16 protein-coding genes are annotated in these 17129 nt (G+C 51.4%); 6 read left to right on the plus strand and 10 right to left on the minus strand.

Going from position 1 to position 17129, the window contains the following annotated elements; all coding sequences use genetic code 11:
- Positions 1 to 140 precede the first annotated feature (140 nt).
- On the minus strand, positions 141 to 1016 hold the full coding sequence (locus M2277_RS09690) for a GGDEF domain-containing protein (protein WP_006207752.1): 876 nt from the start codon (positions 1014 to 1016) through the stop codon (positions 141 to 143).
- 452 nt (positions 1017 to 1468) lie between these two features.
- Between M2277_RS09690 and M2277_RS09695 the strand changes: the two genes are divergently transcribed.
- Complete coding sequence (locus M2277_RS09695; RefSeq protein WP_006207753.1) at positions 1469 to 2368, plus strand: sigma-70 family RNA polymerase sigma factor; 900 nt, start codon at positions 1469 to 1471, stop codon at positions 2366 to 2368.
- Here M2277_RS09695 and M2277_RS09700 read toward each other — a convergent pair.
- The 8 genes from M2277_RS09700 to M2277_RS09735 all read right to left on the minus strand — a co-directional run bounded on the left by M2277_RS09700 (position 2337) and on the right by M2277_RS09735 (position 12464).
- Positions 2337 to 2783: a carboxymuconolactone decarboxylase family protein gene (locus tag M2277_RS09700; RefSeq protein WP_006207754.1), complete on the minus strand. Its 447-nt coding sequence runs from the start codon at positions 2781 to 2783 to the stop codon at positions 2337 to 2339. The two genes, M2277_RS09695 and M2277_RS09700, sit on opposite strands and share 32 nt — an antisense overlap.
- Before the next feature lie 233 nt (positions 2784 to 3016).
- A complete protein-coding gene (locus tag M2277_RS09705; protein WP_006207755.1) occupies positions 3017 to 4666 on the minus strand; it encodes a DUF4179 domain-containing protein in 1650 nt (549 codons plus the stop codon).
- On the minus strand, positions 4653 to 5186 hold the full coding sequence (locus M2277_RS09710) for an RNA polymerase sigma factor (RefSeq protein WP_006207756.1): 534 nt from the start codon (positions 5184 to 5186) through the stop codon (positions 4653 to 4655). Before M2277_RS09710 ends, M2277_RS09705 begins: the two co-directional genes overlap by 14 nt.
- A 237-nt stretch (positions 5187 to 5423) precedes the next feature.
- Positions 5424 to 5951 (minus strand): carbohydrate-binding protein, encoded by a 528-nt coding sequence (locus M2277_RS09715; RefSeq protein WP_231887979.1) that lies wholly within the window; start codon positions 5949 to 5951, stop codon positions 5424 to 5426.
- The gene (locus tag M2277_RS09720; protein ID WP_234972767.1) at positions 5905 to 6717 is read right to left on the minus strand and encodes a glycoside hydrolase family 3 C-terminal domain-containing protein; all 813 of its coding nucleotides are present in this window, start codon (positions 6715 to 6717) and stop codon (positions 5905 to 5907) included. The genes M2277_RS09715 and M2277_RS09720 overlap by 47 nt, the downstream gene beginning before the upstream one ends.
- A 36-nt stretch (positions 6718 to 6753) precedes the next feature.
- Positions 6754 to 8646 carry a hypothetical protein gene (locus M2277_RS09725; protein ID WP_348537774.1) on the minus strand — a complete coding sequence of 631 codons (1893 nt, stop codon included), beginning with the start codon at positions 8644 to 8646 and terminating at the stop codon, positions 6754 to 6756.
- Positions 8647 to 10624: 1978 nt separating this feature from the next.
- Positions 10625 to 11374, minus strand: coding sequence for a Crp/Fnr family transcriptional regulator (locus M2277_RS09730; RefSeq protein WP_006207759.1), 750 nt, complete (start codon positions 11372 to 11374; stop codon positions 10625 to 10627).
- A 22-nt stretch (positions 11375 to 11396) separates the two neighbouring features.
- Positions 11397 to 12464, minus strand: a complete 1068-nt coding sequence (locus M2277_RS09735) for an FAD:protein FMN transferase (RefSeq protein WP_006207760.1) — start codon at positions 12462 to 12464, stop codon at positions 11397 to 11399.
- Between the two features lie 137 nt (positions 12465 to 12601).
- Here M2277_RS09735 and M2277_RS09740 point away from each other — a divergent pair, with 137 nt between their 5' ends.
- From M2277_RS09740 to M2277_RS09760, 5 genes are read left to right on the plus strand one after another with little or no spacing between them, the layout of a single operon-like run.
- A complete protein-coding gene (locus M2277_RS09740; protein WP_006207761.1) occupies positions 12602 to 12982 on the plus strand; it encodes a NusG domain II-containing protein in 381 nt (126 codons plus the stop codon).
- Positions 12966 to 13511: a Gx transporter family protein gene (locus M2277_RS09745; protein ID WP_006207762.1), complete on the plus strand. Its 546-nt coding sequence runs from the start codon at positions 12966 to 12968 to the stop codon at positions 13509 to 13511. The genes M2277_RS09740 and M2277_RS09745 overlap by 17 nt, the downstream gene beginning before the upstream one ends.
- 16 nt (positions 13512 to 13527) lie before the next feature.
- Entirely contained in the window at positions 13528 to 14400 is an 873-nt protein-coding gene (locus M2277_RS09750; RefSeq protein ID WP_006207763.1) for an ATP-binding cassette domain-containing protein, read from the plus strand.
- On the plus strand, positions 14349 to 15212 hold the full coding sequence (locus M2277_RS09755; RefSeq protein WP_006207764.1) for an ATP-binding cassette domain-containing protein: 864 nt from the start codon (positions 14349 to 14351) through the stop codon (positions 15210 to 15212). The genes M2277_RS09750 and M2277_RS09755 overlap by 52 nt, the downstream gene beginning before the upstream one ends.
- Positions 15213 to 15237: 25 nt before the next feature.
- Positions 15238 to 16029 (plus strand): energy-coupling factor transporter transmembrane component T family protein, encoded by a 792-nt coding sequence (locus M2277_RS09760; protein WP_280754667.1) that lies wholly within the window; start codon positions 15238 to 15240, stop codon positions 16027 to 16029.
- A gap of 50 nt (positions 16030 to 16079) precedes the next feature.
- Here M2277_RS09760 and M2277_RS09765 read toward each other — a convergent pair whose 3' ends face one another.
- Positions 16080 to 17012: an MORN repeat-containing protein gene (locus M2277_RS09765; RefSeq protein ID WP_006207766.1), complete on the minus strand. Its 933-nt coding sequence runs from the start codon at positions 17010 to 17012 to the stop codon at positions 16080 to 16082.
- Positions 17013 to 17129: the final 117 nt, after the last annotated feature.

Consider the following 17129-nt stretch of genomic DNA (forward strand, 5'->3'; position numbering starts at 1 on the left):
TGACCGGAAGCTTAAGGTCGCCACCGTAAGAAGAAGGATGGAAATGAAGAAAACAATACTGACCCCGATGCATAGAGGGATAAACCAGCTGGTGTACGCCATCGGATCGTAGGCCTCCTTATAATCATGTTGTACACGGGTTAAATATACTCCCCGATCAGGTCGGTTTCCGTATTTCGTTCTAATGCGGAGATAATGTCATCGATGTTTTCGTACCTGCTGAATTGTTCCTTCTGGAATACGAGGCCACCGGCGCGAACCACCAGCTTAAGCGACATTCCTTTTTTATCGCGGAAGGGCACGTTCATCATGGCGATTTTGATGCGTTCCATCAAGCTTTTGAGGTACTCTGGCTTGGTGAGGGGGCACAGGATGATAAAACGCCCTTCACCAATGGAGAATTTATAGTCCTCGTAGCGAATCTGCTTCTGAATGGTGCGGGATAACTCCATAATCAGTTTGGCAAAGCGGTGTGAGCCGACGGATTCCCTGGTTAAGGGGAGAAAATCGAGTTTGAACATCACGATGCAAAATCCGTATTGATCCGAATACCGATTGGCCAAATTGGCTTGTTTCATTAGTGTGTCCTCGAATGCATCTTTACTTCCTAGGGAAGTGTCAATATCGATATCCGGGTTGGTTTTTCTTAATTGCTCCAGACGTTTAATAAACCTCCGGCTTCGGACAAGGGCCAGCTTGATGAGAATCGCAACAGCGGTATTGGCGGGCAGGAGCAGAATCCAGGACAGCGTGAGTGCATTGACGGGTGCCAAGGTGGATAGCCATACAAAATAAGTGACAAGAAACACAAAGACCGTAACCGTCGAAACCCCTACCGGAAGAAAAAAACCGATCAACAGGGCGGCAAGGGTGCCAATGCTGAACATGAATTCCGTGAAAGTAAACGTTTGGTTTACGTAAATGTTCCAGTAAATCATCAGTTGCTGGACCATGGCAAGAGCAATCAGCAGGAAATATCCGAGTTCAACGCGGCGTAAGGGGGTGGAGTTTTTCATATCTAACCTACTTTCTAAGCTCATAAACCTGTACGCTGTGATGAGTCATCACATATGTTATTTAAAAATTACCCAAATGTCGATAGATTTATCGATGGTTGTCACAATGTACATATTGGATAATGGTCCCTCGCCTCCACTGACCTTGAAATTCTCTGACAAACTGGCCCCTTTCATGGATCAGGGAATACGCATAGAGTAGGGTTTAAGTTTTCGTATACTATATAGAAAAGGTGACGTTATATGCAAAAAGAGGGGACTGACTGCGATATTATCCGAAGATCATCTTGTGTTCACTCGATCGCGGCGGATTATTACAGATAAGGTTTGCATCCACATGTGAGCCAAACTACTCCGATGAAGAACGTCAAGATGTCACAGATCGCGGCGTTCATCTGTCATGTTGGTATTGGTGTTCATGCCATAATATACAGAGTGAGAAGGTGTGCCTTATGTTATTGGATCAGATCTATGCGCAGTACAAGCCGATGATGTTTGGCCTTGCTTACCGGATGCTGGGAAATGCAGCGGATGCGGAGGACATCGTGCAGGATGTTTTTTCACATTTTATGGGGCTGGACCGGGGAGACATTGTGAACGAGAAGGCCTATTTGGCTAAAATGACAACCAACCGCTGTATCAATCTGCTGAAATCCTCCAGACGGCAGCGCGAAACGTATACAGGTCCCTGGCTGCCGGAGCCGATGCCTGACTATGATATGCTGACACGCGCCGATCCTGCGGAACGCCGCGAGAATATTGGGTATGCGTACCTTGTGCTGCTTCAGCGATTAACGCCGCTGGAGCGAGCCATTTATATCGCCAAGGAAACGTTGGGCCTCGAATATGAGGTCATAGCGGAAATGCTGGGAAAGACGGAGGTAAGCTGCCGCAAGACCTTCAGCCGGGCGCGGCAGAAGATGGGGCCTGCCCGCGAGGATCCAGCCGGCGCTGGACCCCGGACAGAAATGCAGGAACGCTTCGTTGAAGCGTTCCTGCGAGCGTCCGATATGGGCCAATTTAAGCCGCTGCTATCATTGCTGAAAGAAGAGGTTACCCTGCTCTCGGATGGAGGTGGCAAGACCAGGGCAGCCCTCAATCCGATATTGGGTGTGAAACGGGTATGTGCTTTTTTCGAGGGATTGTACGCCAAGGGCTCATTCCGGGAGGGGTTTGAACCCGTTTCCGTCAACGGAGAGCCCGGTTTGCTGCTGAGACGGGATGGCAGGGTTTCCATGGTGCTTACAGTCGATTGGGAGCCCGACCTATCCCGGATCCGCCAGATTTTTCTGGTGGTCAATCCCGACAAATTGCGGCTTTTTAATCAAAACAGCCCGGGAACAGGCCCGTAGCAACGCCGATCCGGTTCCAGGCATTAATCGTTGTGATCGCCATAATTAAATCGACGTATTGCTTCTCGTCAAAATGCTTCCGCACACGTTCGTACACCTCGGCGGGAACCCCTGCCTCAGACAGCTTGGTCACATATTCCGTCAATTCGATGACCGCACGCTCCGCTTCGGAGTAAATCGGAACCTCTCGCCACATCGGCAGCAGAAGCAGCCGATCCACGCTCTCACCCATGGCCAGCAGATCCTTGGAATGCATATCTGCACAGAAGGAGCAGCCGTTGATCTGGGATGCGCGGAGTTTAATGATCTCGTACAGTTTGTGATCCAGCCCGTTCTTTTGCACGGCTTGTTCAAGGGCTAGCAGCGTCTTGAAGGCATCGGGATTAGCCGTTCGGTAATTCATTCGCAGTTCCATGTTCAGTTCCCCTTTACGGTATAAATTTGATGTTCAACCATATGACAGTTCACCGGGCAGGATTGTGACGTGGATTATAAGAAAAAAAAGAAACCCCTTTGGAGTCGAGAACGAGCCCCCGGGGCAAAGCACTTCTTCACAGAAGCGCCTTTCGCTGCGGGGCACGGCTCAAGTCCATCTAAGCGGGTTTCTTTGTCTTGTTATTTTCTCAGCGATAACGTGTGCTATATAGGTTATTGCCCAGCCTTAAGTGGAACGCGCAGCGCGTCGTTTCGATTGTGGGTTGTGTAGTTCGAAATGTAAATATCGAGCTCAGTCTGATCGAAATTCTCATACACGTCCATATGTTTATTGTTCTCATTGCCAAGCATCCCGATCATGGCCGGCATCCCATAGCTCCGGTCTTTACCATCCAAATAATAGGTTTGATTGATACCGCCAAACGCCGGATCGGAGCTCAAGGATTCCACATAGAGATGATTCTCCTTCATGTAGTAGGTCCATGTGATCGGATACCCCGCGATAGTGGTGGTCAAGCTTTGATGTTCCGCTGAGATGCCGGTCAGTTTGATCGGATTCTTGTCGCCGGCAAATTCGTCGACACGGTGCTTGGCGATCAAGGACACAGGTTGTTTAGTAAGAGAGGCTGCATCCAGTCCGGTCATTTCAAACCGCAGCTCCGTTTGGTTGGATGAACCGGACTTATACCATATACCTCCGTTGAGCAGTGTCCCGCCAACATCCAGCTGATAATCCATATAAGGAACGCGGGTGTACTTCTCTTTGTGGGTCAAGATCAATCGCACTTGCGTTGGCGTGACAATCATTTCATGAATCTTCGTTCCGCCAGGCACCTGATCCAGCGGGATATTCAGAGTCTCCTTAAATGATCCGTTTTCTAATTGTTTTTTGGACAGGGCCAAATTCAAGCTCCATGTGCCTTCAGCGGTTCCTAGCGTGCGGTCGTAAGCCAGCTGGAACTGGACACCCTGAGCGCGTATGGAGTTCGACTTGAATATTTGTTGACTCAAGTATTCTCCAGAAGCACCAGGTGTCCCGAAGACAGGGGTCTCGGCTTCCTTAATAGGCTCGTTCTTGTCATTAAGGGCTTGAATCCGCACCCAGCTTCGGTGCCTCATCTCAGGATCCGTGAACGTAATGGCTGATTTCAGGAGCATATTTCCACCGGATTGATCGAAAGACTGCAGGGTCATACTGCCAATACCGTCCTTCTGAACCTGGAACTCCTGCGTATTGGGGTTGTTCGGGTCGAAGCTGATGGAATGCATCCCGTCACCCGTAAAGCGGATATTATCCAGTGAAAATTCAACGTCAGCCGTCTTCCCATCCGCAACCCAATCGGTCTCAAAATAACCCTGGAATACACCAAGCTCCTCATTCCACTGGTGGGAATAATTACCTTCAATGGGGTTGCCCATGTGATCCTTCATCCCGATATGATCAAATCCTGCTTGCTCTCCCATCCGTGATGATCCGGGATCCAGACTGTAGAGCAGGAAAGTCCGGTTGTCATCGATAAACGCCGTGTGCACGGTTAAGGTTACGCCATCCTTCGTAACGGATTGCTCAATCGTCTGACCAAGGCCCTGCTCCAGGGCGTTTGTGATACCTGCTCGGTAGGAGAGCAGGCTGGACCAATCGTAGGACAGGGCTGCATATACCGGCGTAGCCATCAATGCAACGGATATCCCTGCCACGATGGCGATTTGCTTTCGCTTTCGAGGGCGAAGTGCAGCCGCATCACGGGCTGCGACCCGCAGCTCATCCTGTTGAATACTGCTCCACATCCGGTCAAAATCCGGGTAGGGCGCGGTCTTCTCTGCCTTCATTTGTTCTTTCAGATTGTTCTCAATGCGTTCCATATTGTTTCTCTCCCTTCAACCAAATGCTGTGATTTTGTTCGAGTTTTTTACGCATGATTTTCAGTGCTTTGTGAAGCCTTGATTTAACTGTTCCTACAGGAATCCTCAGCGTTTCGGCGATTTCCGTCATCGACAGCTCGCCGATGTAGCGGAGCGTAATGACAGCCATCAGCTTGTCCGGAAGCTGATTCAGCAGTTTCTCCCATTCGGCTGTTGCCGCTTTTTCCAATACGATGGTGTCTACGGATTTAACCGATGCGGTGGTCTGCTCGTGAAGCCATTGAACCTGGCTTTGTTTTTCCCGCTGTGTCTGATTCCTTCTAAGTAAATTCAGGCAGTGGTTCATCGTGATACGCATGATCCAGGCGCGTGTATGCTCAACGTTTCTCCATTCCTGACGAAATACGGTGACAAACACGTCGTGGCAGAGATCTTCCGCATCCTGTGCGTTCCGCAGCATGTAGTAGCAGGTGCGGTACACGTCCTTGTTATAAGCATCGAATAACTCGCGTTCCGTCAATCCAAGGCACTCCTTTCTTCGCGTTATGTTATATAAACAAATGACCGTTGCAAAGGGTTCATATTTTTTGAATTGCTTCTATGGATACAGAATTATTTCATTCTAACAAAAAAGAACACCTGCCCCCTTATAAAAAAGAGGATCAGATGTTCTTTAGATATCAGCCGATAACTATGTCATGTTAGCAGGACTGGTTATATGCATGCTGGGTGAATTACCGCTACCATTTTTTACAGTCTATGTTATACGGAACCAACTGATCTGTACCTCGCCGGTGAAGGCAAGAAATACGTTGTGCCTTCCCGCTAATCCTGTCAGAGGAGCCTTGACGGTTGTCCAGGCTTGGCGTCCTCCGGTAGGAGGGACCCTGCAGCTCCCGGCCTCGGGACCGTCGGGGCTGCCTGTTCTTACGATGACTTCGCCGCCCTTGATGTGTCCGCTCACCCTGGCCTCAAATGCGGTGAAGGCTTCATCGAAGCTCACGTCATGGAAAGCGATCCATCCCGAATCACCAGCCATACGTATGCTTTCGCCGCCTTCACGGCATTCGTCTATGAAGACATTTTGATAGTCATCATAATTCACGGCTCGAACGGGCTCCAGCAGGGAACGTGGTGGAATGGTTTCACCTGCGATTTGAAGAACGGCCGTCTCAGCTACTTGACCGGAGGACGGTCCGACCATGAGGGTGTAGCTGCCGCTCTCCACACAGTAGCGATCACGGGTGACATCCCAGAAGGCCAGGTCCCCCCGCTTTAAGCTCAAAGCTTACCGTTTCCGAAGCGTTTGGCTGGAGGTGAATGCGGCGGAAGCCTTTCAGGGTTTTGAGAGGTCGGATGACACGAGAGGAATCAGCCTTTACGTACAGCTGAACGACCTCATCGCCGGGCAGATGACCTTCATTCTTCACAACCAGCGTGACGGTCACTTGGCCATCGGCCCGGATGTTCGATTGGCTTAACGCCAGGCCGCTATAGCTGAAGTGGGAGTAGCTGAGACCGTGACCGAACGGGTACAACACATTCCCCTCGAAATATTGATAGGTCCGTTTTCCTTTGATGATGTCGTAATCCATTATATCCGGAAGCTGCTCGCTGGATTGGTACCACGTCATATTCAAGCGTCCACCCGGATTGTAATCCCCGTACAGCACGTCGGCGACCGCATACCCCAGCTCCTGACCGGCATGGGACGTAAAGACGATGGACGGCACATGCTCCTGCTCCCAGTTCACGGCAAACGGGTACCCGCCGACGATGACGACTACCGTATTCGGATTGGCTGCATGCACCGCCCGAATTAAAGCTTGCTGATTTACTTCCCAGGACTTCATGATGGCAGTACCGCCAGGCTGAGTTTCGAAGCGGAATGCTTCTGTCAGACGACCTTCTTGAACGATAAAACGATTAAACTCAAAATGGTTAACATCTGTCTTTGCATCTATAATTGCATTCATCTCTTGCAGAGCTGTTGCCACTGCTGCTGTTACCGCTGAAGCGTAAGCTGTTTCACAAGCAATTTTATAAACCATCACTCAATGCCCAAAACAATCTCCTTGTTCACTTTGTTAAGGATTGATTAAAGAGCCTGTAAAAGTTATTCCGCCTACTGCCGTACCGGTTCCCACTAACATTACAGCAATTAATGAATACGTGACATTTCCAGTCCCTGGTGTTGTATCTACGTGGTTAACGTTTGTTGTTGCAAACGCACTATTGGCTGCAGCATGGGCATTCGTACTGAAGATAACAGTTGCTCCACGAAGAATCTGTAACTGAATAGAAGAGGTTCCTGCAGTCGCCTCCCAACCAACTATTCCTGTTAACCATACCCTGCTCCCTGCAGGAATGGACGTAACGGTAATTGTTTTAAGCGTTGTCGGTGCTGCAGTTAGCAAAATTGCAGAGCTCCCAGAGGTGTTAGGAGTATTCACGGATACTTGAAATTGCTGGAATACTCCTGTAGCTCCCGTTGCACCTGTGGCTCCGGTTACGCCAGTCGCCCCGGTAACGCCCGTGGCGCCGGTTGTGCCCGTAGCTCCGGTAACGCCAGTCGCTCCCGTTGCACCAGTGACCCCGGTAACGCCCGTGGCTCCGGTAACGCCCGTGGCCCCGGTAACGCCCGTGGCCCCGGTAACGCCCGTGGCCCCGGTAACGCCAGTCGCTCCAGTTGCACCAGTGGCTCCCGATATGCCCGTGGCTCCTGTTACGCCAGTCACTCCGGTAACGCCCGTGGCTCCCGTTACGCCAGTGACTCCAGTTGCACCAGTGGCTCCGGTAACGCCCGTGGCTCCCGTTGCACCAGTGGCTCCGGTAACGCCCGTGGCTCCGGTTACGCCCGTAGCTCCCGTTACGCCCGTGGCGCCGGTTGCACCTGTGACTCCGGTAACGCCAGTCGCTCCCGTTGCACCAGTGGCTCCGGTAACGCCCGTGGCCCCGATTGTGCCCGTAGCCCCGGTTGCGCCCGTGGCGCCGGTTATGCCCGTGGCTCCGGTTGTACCCGTGGCGCCGGTTGTGCCCGTAGCTCCGGTAACGCCCGTGGCTCCGGTTATGCCCGTGGCCCCGGTTACGCCAGTCGCTCCAGTTGCACCTGTGACTCCGGTAACGCCCGTGGCTCCCGTTACGCCCGTAGCTCCCGTTACGCCCGTGACTCCGGTAACGCCCGTGGCTCCGGTAACGCCCGTGGCTCCGGTAACGCCCGTGGCTCCGGATGTGCCCGTAGCTCCCGTTACGCCTGTGGCTCCAGTAGCACCTGTGGCCCCGGTAACGCCAGTCGCTCCAGTTGCACCTGTGGCTCCCGATATGCCCGTAGCTCCAGTTACGCCAGTCACTCCAGTTGCACCTGTGACTCCGGTAACGCCCGTGGCTCCGGTTATGCCCGTGGCGCCGGTTGTACCTGTGACTCCGGTAACGCCCGTGGCTCCGGTTGTGCCCGTAGCTCCGGTAACGCCCGTGGCTCCAGTAGCACCTGTGGCTCCGGTTGTGCCCGTAGCTCCCGTTACGCCCGTGGCCCCAATTGTGCCCGCAGCTCCGGTAACGCCCGTGGCTCCGGTAACGCCCGTGGCTCCGGTAACGCCAGTAGCGCCGGTAACGCCCGTGGCCCCGGTAACGCCCGTGGCTCCGGTAACGCCCGTGGCTCCGGTAACGCCCGTGGCCCCGGTAACGCCAGTCGCTCCAGTAGCACCTGTGGCTCCGGTTGTGCCCGTAGCTCCCGTTACGCCCGTGGCCCCAATTGTGCCCGTAGCTCCCGTTGCACCTGTAGGCCCGGTTATACCCGTAGCTCCGGTAACGCCCGCGGCTCCGGTAACGCCAGTCGCGCCGGTTGCGCCTGTGGCTCCGGTTACTCCAGTGACCCCGGTTGCACCAGTGGCCCCGGTTATGCCCGTATCTCCTCTTGCTGCGAGTAGCATATAATCTGGAGACATTCCGGGTAAACCTTCGGGATCGGCAACATTCGTCAAATAAGTACTTCCATTAAAGGTAATCACCTGGTCCGCTGGATAACTATTACTTAATGCAGGATCAAATGGAATTACTCCATTGAGTCCGACACCTGCTTCTGCAATCAAGGAATAATCTGGCGATTCTGATGGTATCCCTATAGGTGAAGAAACGTTTGCAATATAGGTGCTTCCGTTATAAGTGACCACTTGTCCTTGGGAATACAGTCCACTTGTAGCAGGATCAAAGAGAACAATCCCGCTGAGTCCAATGCCTGTCGCACCTGTCGCACCTCTAGTACCTTGTGCCCCAGTTGAACCTATTCCCTCCTGCTGACCGCTTATACCTGTAGGTCCCGTTGCTCCGATGGCTCCAGGAAAACCGATTGGTCCTCTAATGTATTTTTTATTGCGAACAAGATTGCATTGTTTTCTTTTATTTGAAAACCTCCTTTTTCTTATTGCTTTATCCCTATTTCTTTTAAAAACTGCATGCCTTCGGTTTTGATACAACGCACGCTTCAAATTCCGAATCAACCTACGATTAAGTTTGATTTTTTTCTGAATCAGCCTGATATTCGGCCATGTGCGCCGGATTGCTTTGATTTTTTTCAGACTTTTCTCACCTCCACGCTTTTAACATCTTACTTGTAATATGTATGAGGTGACTCATCGACATTTGATAAATTCTATATTTGTACAACCTCATATTGAATAAAAAAGGGAGTGCAATTTTCTCCAGTGACGAATACGACGCTTGGCATCCTAGAACAACAAATTCAGAACTTCCCCACACGTATTATTGAGGCAGTTCATCTTTCTTAACACGGACTTATTTTAAATGAACCTGCAAAGGATCACATTGCCGAATTGAAAATAGATGGTATTAGGGGAATCTTAGATATAGAGGAGCAAGTTATTATATACACGGCATCAAAATGATGTGAGTTATCCGATACCAGCAAATTACTCAAGCAGCCGCCAGAGCAACTGGTAAAGGAACGACTCTGGACAGAGAATTTGTGGCGTGTGATATAACTACCGGTAAACCAGACTTTGATGCAACGATGGCCAGATTTTTATCAAATCCTAAAAATGGATCGAACACCAGGACTAATCTATGTCGCTTTTAATATTCTGCAGCATAAGGGTAAGGGCAAGAACTGTTATCTCCTTTCCCTGCAGCTTAAATGCGTTCCTACCCCGTTTCTGCTGCAGTAGGAAACGTTAAGAATACGGGGTCGGAACTAATAGATGAAATTCCTCTAAACTCGAAATAAGACCTACTGTCACGTGAATGCGTGGGTGGGTCTTATTTTATGTAAGACTGTTTTAGCAAATGACGGTCATCTTCCTGGTATGTCAAATCGGTTGATCTATATGTTAAAAAATTGAATTTTGAAAACCCGCTGATGATCAATTCCAACGGGTTATTTTTAATAAAATACTGATGGAAGAAATCTAATGTGTTTTTTGTATTTTGTAAATATGTAAACCTTCCTAGTGCAAAAACTAAAAAGACCACCAGATTGTATCTGGCGCTCATAGGCAGGCCATTGATGACGGCTTTTATCTTTCATAACCATACGAATGATTAGAAGTCTTATACTTCCAAAATAATCTGGTGATTGAGCCGGGAAATAAGCACATCTGATGAATTCTTGCTATGCAGTTCAGGTTGATCCTATTCACCCTCTCTTCCAGCGGAAGGTCCGGATTTTGAAATGGATACGTCATGGGGCAAAACCTCATTTCTATGCATAATTGAATTGGAAACGCTATCAGAAATACACAGGGCAGGTTCTGATCTGCTAGCTGCTGTTGTGGACCCACTCTATCATAGCGTGCGAGGGAAGAGTCAGAATACATCACTAATTAGCGTTGTTTTCATGTGGAAATTTCATTCCGCTATCATGACAATGACAACAAACCGGCAGCTTCACGAGGAAGCGCCGGTTTGTTGGTGGTATCGCTGCCAATCTGGCATTCAGGCTATTCGTTACATTCGGCATATTTCCTTGGGGCATTCCTCGCAGTGGCAAATATTTCGCAAATACTCGGGATCATTCAGAACAATGCGTCCCCGTTCGGTTGAAATTACGCCCAGTTCCTTGAGCTCGTTCAATATGCGATTGACGCTTTCACGGGTTGAACCGATCATCTCCGCCATTTCCAGATTCGTTATCCGCTTGCTGATTATGGCTCTGCTGTCCTTGCCTGCTCCATTCGTGCCGTACATATTGTACAGACGGAGCAGCAGAGAGCATAATGCGCCGGATTTACCATGCAGCAGCAGATCACGCAATTTGCTCTGTGTCGTGCGGTGCATAAGCGCCATCCAGCCCATGAATTCCAGGGCAAAGTCGCCGTTGGTGCGGATGATTTTATCCAGCTCCGTCTGCGGTACTACCCCAACCTCGCTATCCTCCAGCGCCTTGGCTTCGAATTGATGGACGGCTCGCCCGAACGGGTCGGGTTCACCGAACAGATCGCCGGGGATATGAAGGGACAATGTCGCTGACAGTCCTCCTTCAAGCAGCTTGGACACTTTCAAGCTTCCCCGATGAACAAAATACAGCTGGTCAGCAGGATCGTTCTCCTGATATAAATAATCGCCGGCCAACAATCGGACAGGCTCCGCAATCTCTCGGATTAAAGCGAGATGCGGCGGTGAGTAGACGAGGGAAGTGCCCGCGGGAAACAACCCTCCATCCCTTGAATCGGACCTGGTGCCCCTATTCTGTTTCATACGATCTTCTCCTTCCGTAAGCTTATTCGGCAAGCTGATAATCGTCGTTGGTCCGATTGAATGTTTCGGTAAGGCCTGAGGTGAGATAGATTTGATGGTCCTTGGTGACAAAAATAGCCTCAGCATCGTCCCGGCTCTCAATGAACCGCCGTCCTTCCGCAAGACCGAGCGAGAAGACGGAAGTTGACATGGCGTCCGCGTCCATGGACGTCTCGGTCACAATCGTTACACTGAGCAGGTCATTATCAACCGGATAGCCGGTGAAGGGGCTCAGAATATGGTGATACACGTTTCCCTCAGATTCGAAGAACCGTTCATATACACCGGAGGTGACAATGGTTTTATTCACGACCTCAAGGGTGCCCAGGTGCTGTCCGCGTTGTTCCCCGGGGTCCTGAATACCGATATTCCAGGGGGAACCGTTCGGTTTTGCACCCATCGCGAGGACATTGCCCCCTAGATCGATAATGGCGGATTTGAAATCCTGCTGCTGCAAATAATCCGCGATCACATCGGCGGCATAGCCCTTGGCGATTGCGCCGAGATCAAGCGACATGCCTTTTTTCTTCAGCATGATGGCGTGTGAGGACGGGTCCAAGGTCACATTCTTGTAGTCAATTTTCTGCATTGCCGCAGTCAATTTACGATCCTCTGGCACGTCCGCATGCTCGCTGTCTATCCCCCATAGATCGACGATCGGTCCGATGGTCGGGTCGAAATGTCCGCCAGAAGCTGCTGCGTAATCAACGGCTGTCTGAACAACCTTGAAGGTTTCCTCTGAGACGCTAACAGCAGAAGCCCCCGCTTCCTGATTGACCTGATCAATCTCGCTGCCTGCAAGCAGCCGGTTCATTCGTTGGTCGATTTGCTCCAGCAGTCCGCGCACCTCATCGAAATGCTGGGATGTCATCCGTTCGTCATAAACACGCAGGCTTACAATCGTGTCGAATATAAAATAACGTTCGGTTGCCGGTGCAGTGCTTACGGCTGCTTCCTTCCGATCCGTTGTGGACGCACATCCTATTAAACCTATTAACAGGATGGCGGACATGACCAGTTTACTGCCGAAGGAAAAAAACGTGCGGTACATGGCAGGGCCTCCTCCTCTTCGATTCTGATGATTCCAGCGTATCAGACCCTTATCGTGCTGAATGTGAGAAAAATCATTTCTGGCACTTGGTGTTGGCCTGATAATGAAGATAAGCAAAGCGGAGTGGAGAGATGCTGATGAAACGCGGAGATATTGGAATAGCGCTCGTACTGATAGCCGTTGTCGCCTGGTTTGGATTGTCCAGGTTTATGGGAGAGGACGGAACGGCGAAAGGAACCTATGCCATGATCGAGGTGAACGGCAAGCATTATGATACGGTGGCACTTACGGAGGAACCGCAGGATATAGAAATCCGCACAGAGCGGGGGCATAACCTACTGAGAATATCGCGCGAGGGAATCGAGATGGTTGAGTCGGATTGTCCGGACCAGCTCTGCGTTGGCTTCGGTCACGTCCATGATGTCCATGACACCATTGTCTGCTTGCCCAATCGCGTGTTTGTAGAAGTAACCGGAGATCAAGTTGAAGGAAGTGAGCCCGATGCCGTTGTCTCCTGATCCCTATGCGCTGCGCAAACTGATCGTGATCGCCATTTGTGCTTCATTATCGGTGGTGCTTGGCATCGTGGAAGCATTGATTCCGTTCGCGGTTACGATACCCGGTGCCAAGCTGGGACTTGGCAATATTCTCGTACTGACTTGTCTGGTCTGTCTGGGGGGGAAGGATGCCCTGTGGCTCATTGTTCTAAAAACCTTGTTGACCGCCTTTATACTCGGAAGTTTCTCGACTTTTATGTTCAGCATGTTTGGGGCTCTGGGCAGTTTCCTGGTGATGTATGTCATGCTCCGGCTCGGCGGAAGCAATTTCAGTCTGACCGGCGTGAGCATCGCGGGAGGCGTAGCTCATAATATCGGCCAATTGACGGCAGCCTCGCTCGTACTGGGTACAACGAAAATATACTTTTACCTGCCGTTCCTGCTCGGGGCAGGGGTGGTAACGGGGATTTTTGTCGGATGGGCTGCTAAACATCTGATTGAATCCCTGAGACGGATTGATCCGTTTGGCATGTTTCATGCGGAAAGCTAAGGAGGGGGCGAAGGGCATGGGCACAATCGATAAATCAAAGCATGCCGTCCTGTTGGAGCATGTGTACTACGGACAAGGCTGCACGAATGTGCTCAAGGACGTCTCGCTGGCTATTCCACATGGGCAGTGGGTTTGTATCGCCGGAAGGAACGGGGCCGGGAAGTCCACGCTCATCCGGCTGTTAAACGGCCTGCTTCTCATGAGCCGCGGGCGCATTCTCATCGATGGTCTGGAGCAAAGCGGCCGTACGCTGGGCGACATTCGGCGCCATATCGGCATGGTATTCGCCAATCCCGACGATCAATTTGTCGGCCTGACCGTGGAAGACGATATCGCGTTCGGCCTGGAAAATCTGTGTCTGAGCCGGGAAGAGATGCAGCATCGAATTCAGACCTATGCGGAACGGCTGGATATCGTCCATCTGTTAAAACGCCATCCGGCAACCCTGTCCGGCGGACAGAAGCAGCGGTCCGCCATTGCTGCTGTACTGGCCATGGAGCCTTCCATACTGGTCCTGGACGAGGCGGCTTCCATGCTGGATGAGAAGTCCAAGAACGAGTTGCTGGATTCCATGAGAGCGATGCATGCAGATGGCCGGTATACCCTGATCTCCATCACCCATGATGTGGAGGAGATGGCTGAAGCCGACCGGTTGATCGTATTGGATGGCGGAATGGTGACAGCAGACGGCAGTCCGAGGGAGCTGCTTCTGCGAGAGGACCTGCTCCAGCGGTGCAGGCTGAAGGCTCCGTTTGCTCTTCAGCTGTGCAGGGAGCTGAAAGAGCGTGGGATCGATATCGGTGAGCTTGTCAGGGAGAAGGAGGTGCAGGAGGCGTTATGGTTATATCATTCGAAGAGGTATCTTACCACTACCGGGACCGGGGGATGACCCCGATTCTTGGACTGGACGGGCTGAATCTGGAGCTGGAAGAAGGACGAATGATTGCTGTCCTCGGCGCACCGGGTTCGGGAAAATCCACGATGCTTCAGCATATGAACGGATTGATGCGGGCAGATGAGGGGCTGGTTCGCATTCTGGATTTCAACCTTGAATCAGGCGACAGCAGGAAGATCCCTCCCAAGCTTCGGCAAAGAGTGGGGCTGGTGTTTCAATATCCGGAGCAGCAGCTGTTTGAGGATACGGTGGAGAAGGATTTGCTGTTCGGGCCGCTTAATTTCGGATGGAGTGAAGCGGAAGCCGCCGAAGCGGTCCGCCGGGCAGCCTTCTTCGTCGGGCTGGATGAGGCACTGCTGGCACAGAGTCCCTTCAAGTTAAGCTCCGGGCAGATGCGGAAGGCGGCCGTGGCGGCTGTATTGGCGGCTGATCCTGATATCCTGGCCCTGGATGAGCCTACGGCATCCCTTGATCCTGCGAGCCGCGAGGATCTGATGCAGCGGCTGCATGGGTTGACCAAGGCGGAGGGGAAGACGGTGATCGTTGTTACTCACAGGTTGGAGGAGCTTGTATCCTATGCGGATGATTTCGTGGTAATCAAGGGCGGACGGGTTATTTTTCAAGGCACGGCCCGGGAACTGGTGCACAAGCAGGAGGTACTGGAGGAGGCGGGTCTGATGGCTCCGTCTTCGGTACGGATAGCAGGTACTCTTGCAGCGCAGCTGGGAATAGAGACACCGGAGATGCTGCCGGATGCAGCAGCCCTGGCGGCCTGGTATGCGGGGCTTCTCGAATCACAATCATAGGGCATAAGCGAAGGGAGGGGCAGTCATGAAACGAAAAATCATTCTGGGGCGATACATGGAAGGCGATTCCTGGGTCCATCGGCTGGATCCCCGTGCCAAGATGGCGGCCATGCCGCTGTTTATGGTGGCCGTGTTTATGGTGGACGGGTACATGGGTGCACTCGCGCTGCTGCTGTTTACTCTCGCGGTGATCCGAGGTACCGGAATTCCGTACCGCTACTTCATACGAGCCATGAAGCCGCTTATGTTCCTGATGTTGTTCATTCTGGTATTTCATCTCTTGTATGATGCAGGGGGCAGCAAGCTGCTGGATGCGGGTGCGTTCAAGGTGTATGCGGGCGGACTGGAAAAAGGCATCGTATCCGCATCGCGGATGGCGCTCTTCATCATGCTGGCTGCGGTGCTGACCTTTACGACACAACCGGAGCAGCTGGCCCAGGGGCTCGGCAGCTTGCTGAAGCCGCTGACCTATATCGGTCTGCCGACTGATCGCCTGGTACTGATGCTTGGCATTGCGCTTCGGTTCATTCCGACTATCTTCGAGGAGGCGGAACGTCTGTGGAAGGCGCAGCAATCCCGGGGACTCGACCTGTCGTCCCGGCCGCTGAGAGAGAAGGCGCGGCTGATCATTGCCCTGCTGGTGCCTGTAACGACAGGCGCATTCCGCCGCGCTATCGGGCTAGCCGATTCCATGGAAGCGCGAGGATACCGTCTGGGGGCGCCGAGAAGCCGATTCAGGGCCTTCGTATGGAAACGGGCAGACACGCTGTTTGTTGGGGCGTTCCTGCTGCCTGTGGCCGCTGCTGAACTGCTGTAGGTATGTCATGAACATGGAGATAACCGCAGTCCCTAAGGGACTGCGGTTGGTTACTCGAATTTAATCGGAAAGGAACCGCATATGCTTGTGGAGGTATTGCGACAGCCTGTTGACTCCGGGACATTTTCAATCTCCTTCAATAGTGTTGAGAATTCGCTCAGATAGGGTAGCAAGACATGTTTATGATCTTTGATTTTCTTTTGGAGGCTCCCATCGAACTGTCCCTTCTCCAGTATGTCTTTGGCTGAAAGCAGTTTCCCGCTCTTATAATTCTCTGCTCTATAGTACTTCCCGCCAGCGTAATATTGATGGACCCCCGTATAGATTTCCATCAGATCATAATCACCGGGCCTGTATATGCCTTCGCTGGAGGAACTGCCGAAATCCTCTACGCTCCTTGCATATTCGAATCCTCTGAAATCAGGCGTTGACTTTATTCTTTTGTAATATTTCAGAATTTCAATGGTACCGTCTGTCAGTTCGGAATGCATTACAGCAGCATCCTCGTTATCCATTACGGAAAATTCCAAGTAGGTGTTCCCATTTTGATATTCAAACCAAATCTCGCCGATCGATTGCACAATGGAATGACCTGATGTAAAGACATCATCTTGAAACAGACCCTTTGAGATGCTATAGAATTCTAGTTCGGGGTTGCTTTCTTTGCGAATCCCGCTTCCATTCGGACGATCGTTTTTCCATTCACCTTCATAGACGATGATCGTATGATCAGAGACTCTATCCGATATGTACTTGCCAAAGCCGGATCTTTGACCATTGTACCAATCCCCGCTGTACACTTTGTAGGGTCCCCATCTCATGGTGCCTTTCCCGTGGGGCTTGTTATTCTTCAATTCCCCGTAATAGGTTACTCCGTTAGAAATAGTCAAATTCATTTTCTGGCTTGAAGCCCTGATCTCTTCATGGGCAAACAAGAGAAATAGTAAGGCTACTGTCATAAAACTCAGGTATTTTTTGCGCACTCTTCAATAAGTCCCCTCTTCTGAATCCGTCGATTTTCACTGCCCGATGTATACGATCCATGGATGATTTACCCAGTCAAATCATAGACTAGATTCATATTAGGCGTAAAGTTATAA

Origin of the sequence: Paenibacillus sp. LBL, assembly GCF_029893715.1 — a bacterium.
Classification (GTDB): domain Bacteria; phylum Bacillota; class Bacilli; order Paenibacillales; family Paenibacillaceae; genus Paenibacillus_AQ; species Paenibacillus_AQ glucanolyticus.

Coding starts and splice junctions, on each gene's coding strand:
- M2277_RS09750 (WP_006207763.1), top strand. CDS start 13,528: ATGGGCACAATCGATAAATCAAAGCATGCCGTCCTGTTGGAGCATGTG.
- M2277_RS09735 (WP_006207760.1), bottom strand. CDS start 12,464: ATGTACCGCACGTTTTTTTCCTTCGGCAGTAAACTGGTCATGTCCGCC.
- M2277_RS09700 (WP_006207754.1), bottom strand. CDS start 2,783: ATGGAACTGCGAATGAATTACCGAACGGCTAATCCCGATGCCTTCAAG.
- M2277_RS09740 (WP_006207761.1), top strand. CDS start 12,602: ATGAAACGCGGAGATATTGGAATAGCGCTCGTACTGATAGCCGTTGTC.
- M2277_RS09705 (WP_006207755.1), bottom strand. CDS start 4,666: ATGGAACGCATTGAGAACAATCTGAAAGAACAAATGAAGGCAGAGAAG.
- M2277_RS09695 (WP_006207753.1), top strand. CDS start 1,469: ATGTTATTGGATCAGATCTATGCGCAGTACAAGCCGATGATGTTTGGC.
- M2277_RS09730 (WP_006207759.1), bottom strand. CDS start 11,374: ATGAAACAGAATAGGGGCACCAGGTCCGATTCAAGGGATGGAGGGTTG.
- M2277_RS09720 (WP_234972767.1), bottom strand. CDS start 6,717: ATGGTTTATAAAATTGCTTGTGAAACAGCTTACGCTTCAGCGGTAACA.
- M2277_RS09690 (WP_006207752.1), bottom strand. CDS start 1,016: ATGAAAAACTCCACCCCCTTACGCCGCGTTGAACTCGGATATTTCCTG.
- M2277_RS09760 (WP_280754667.1), top strand. CDS start 15,238: ATGAAACGAAAAATCATTCTGGGGCGATACATGGAAGGCGATTCCTGG.
- M2277_RS09755 (WP_006207764.1), top strand. CDS start 14,349: ATGGTTATATCATTCGAAGAGGTATCTTACCACTACCGGGACCGGGGG.
- M2277_RS09745 (WP_006207762.1), top strand. CDS start 12,966: ATGCCGTTGTCTCCTGATCCCTATGCGCTGCGCAAACTGATCGTGATC.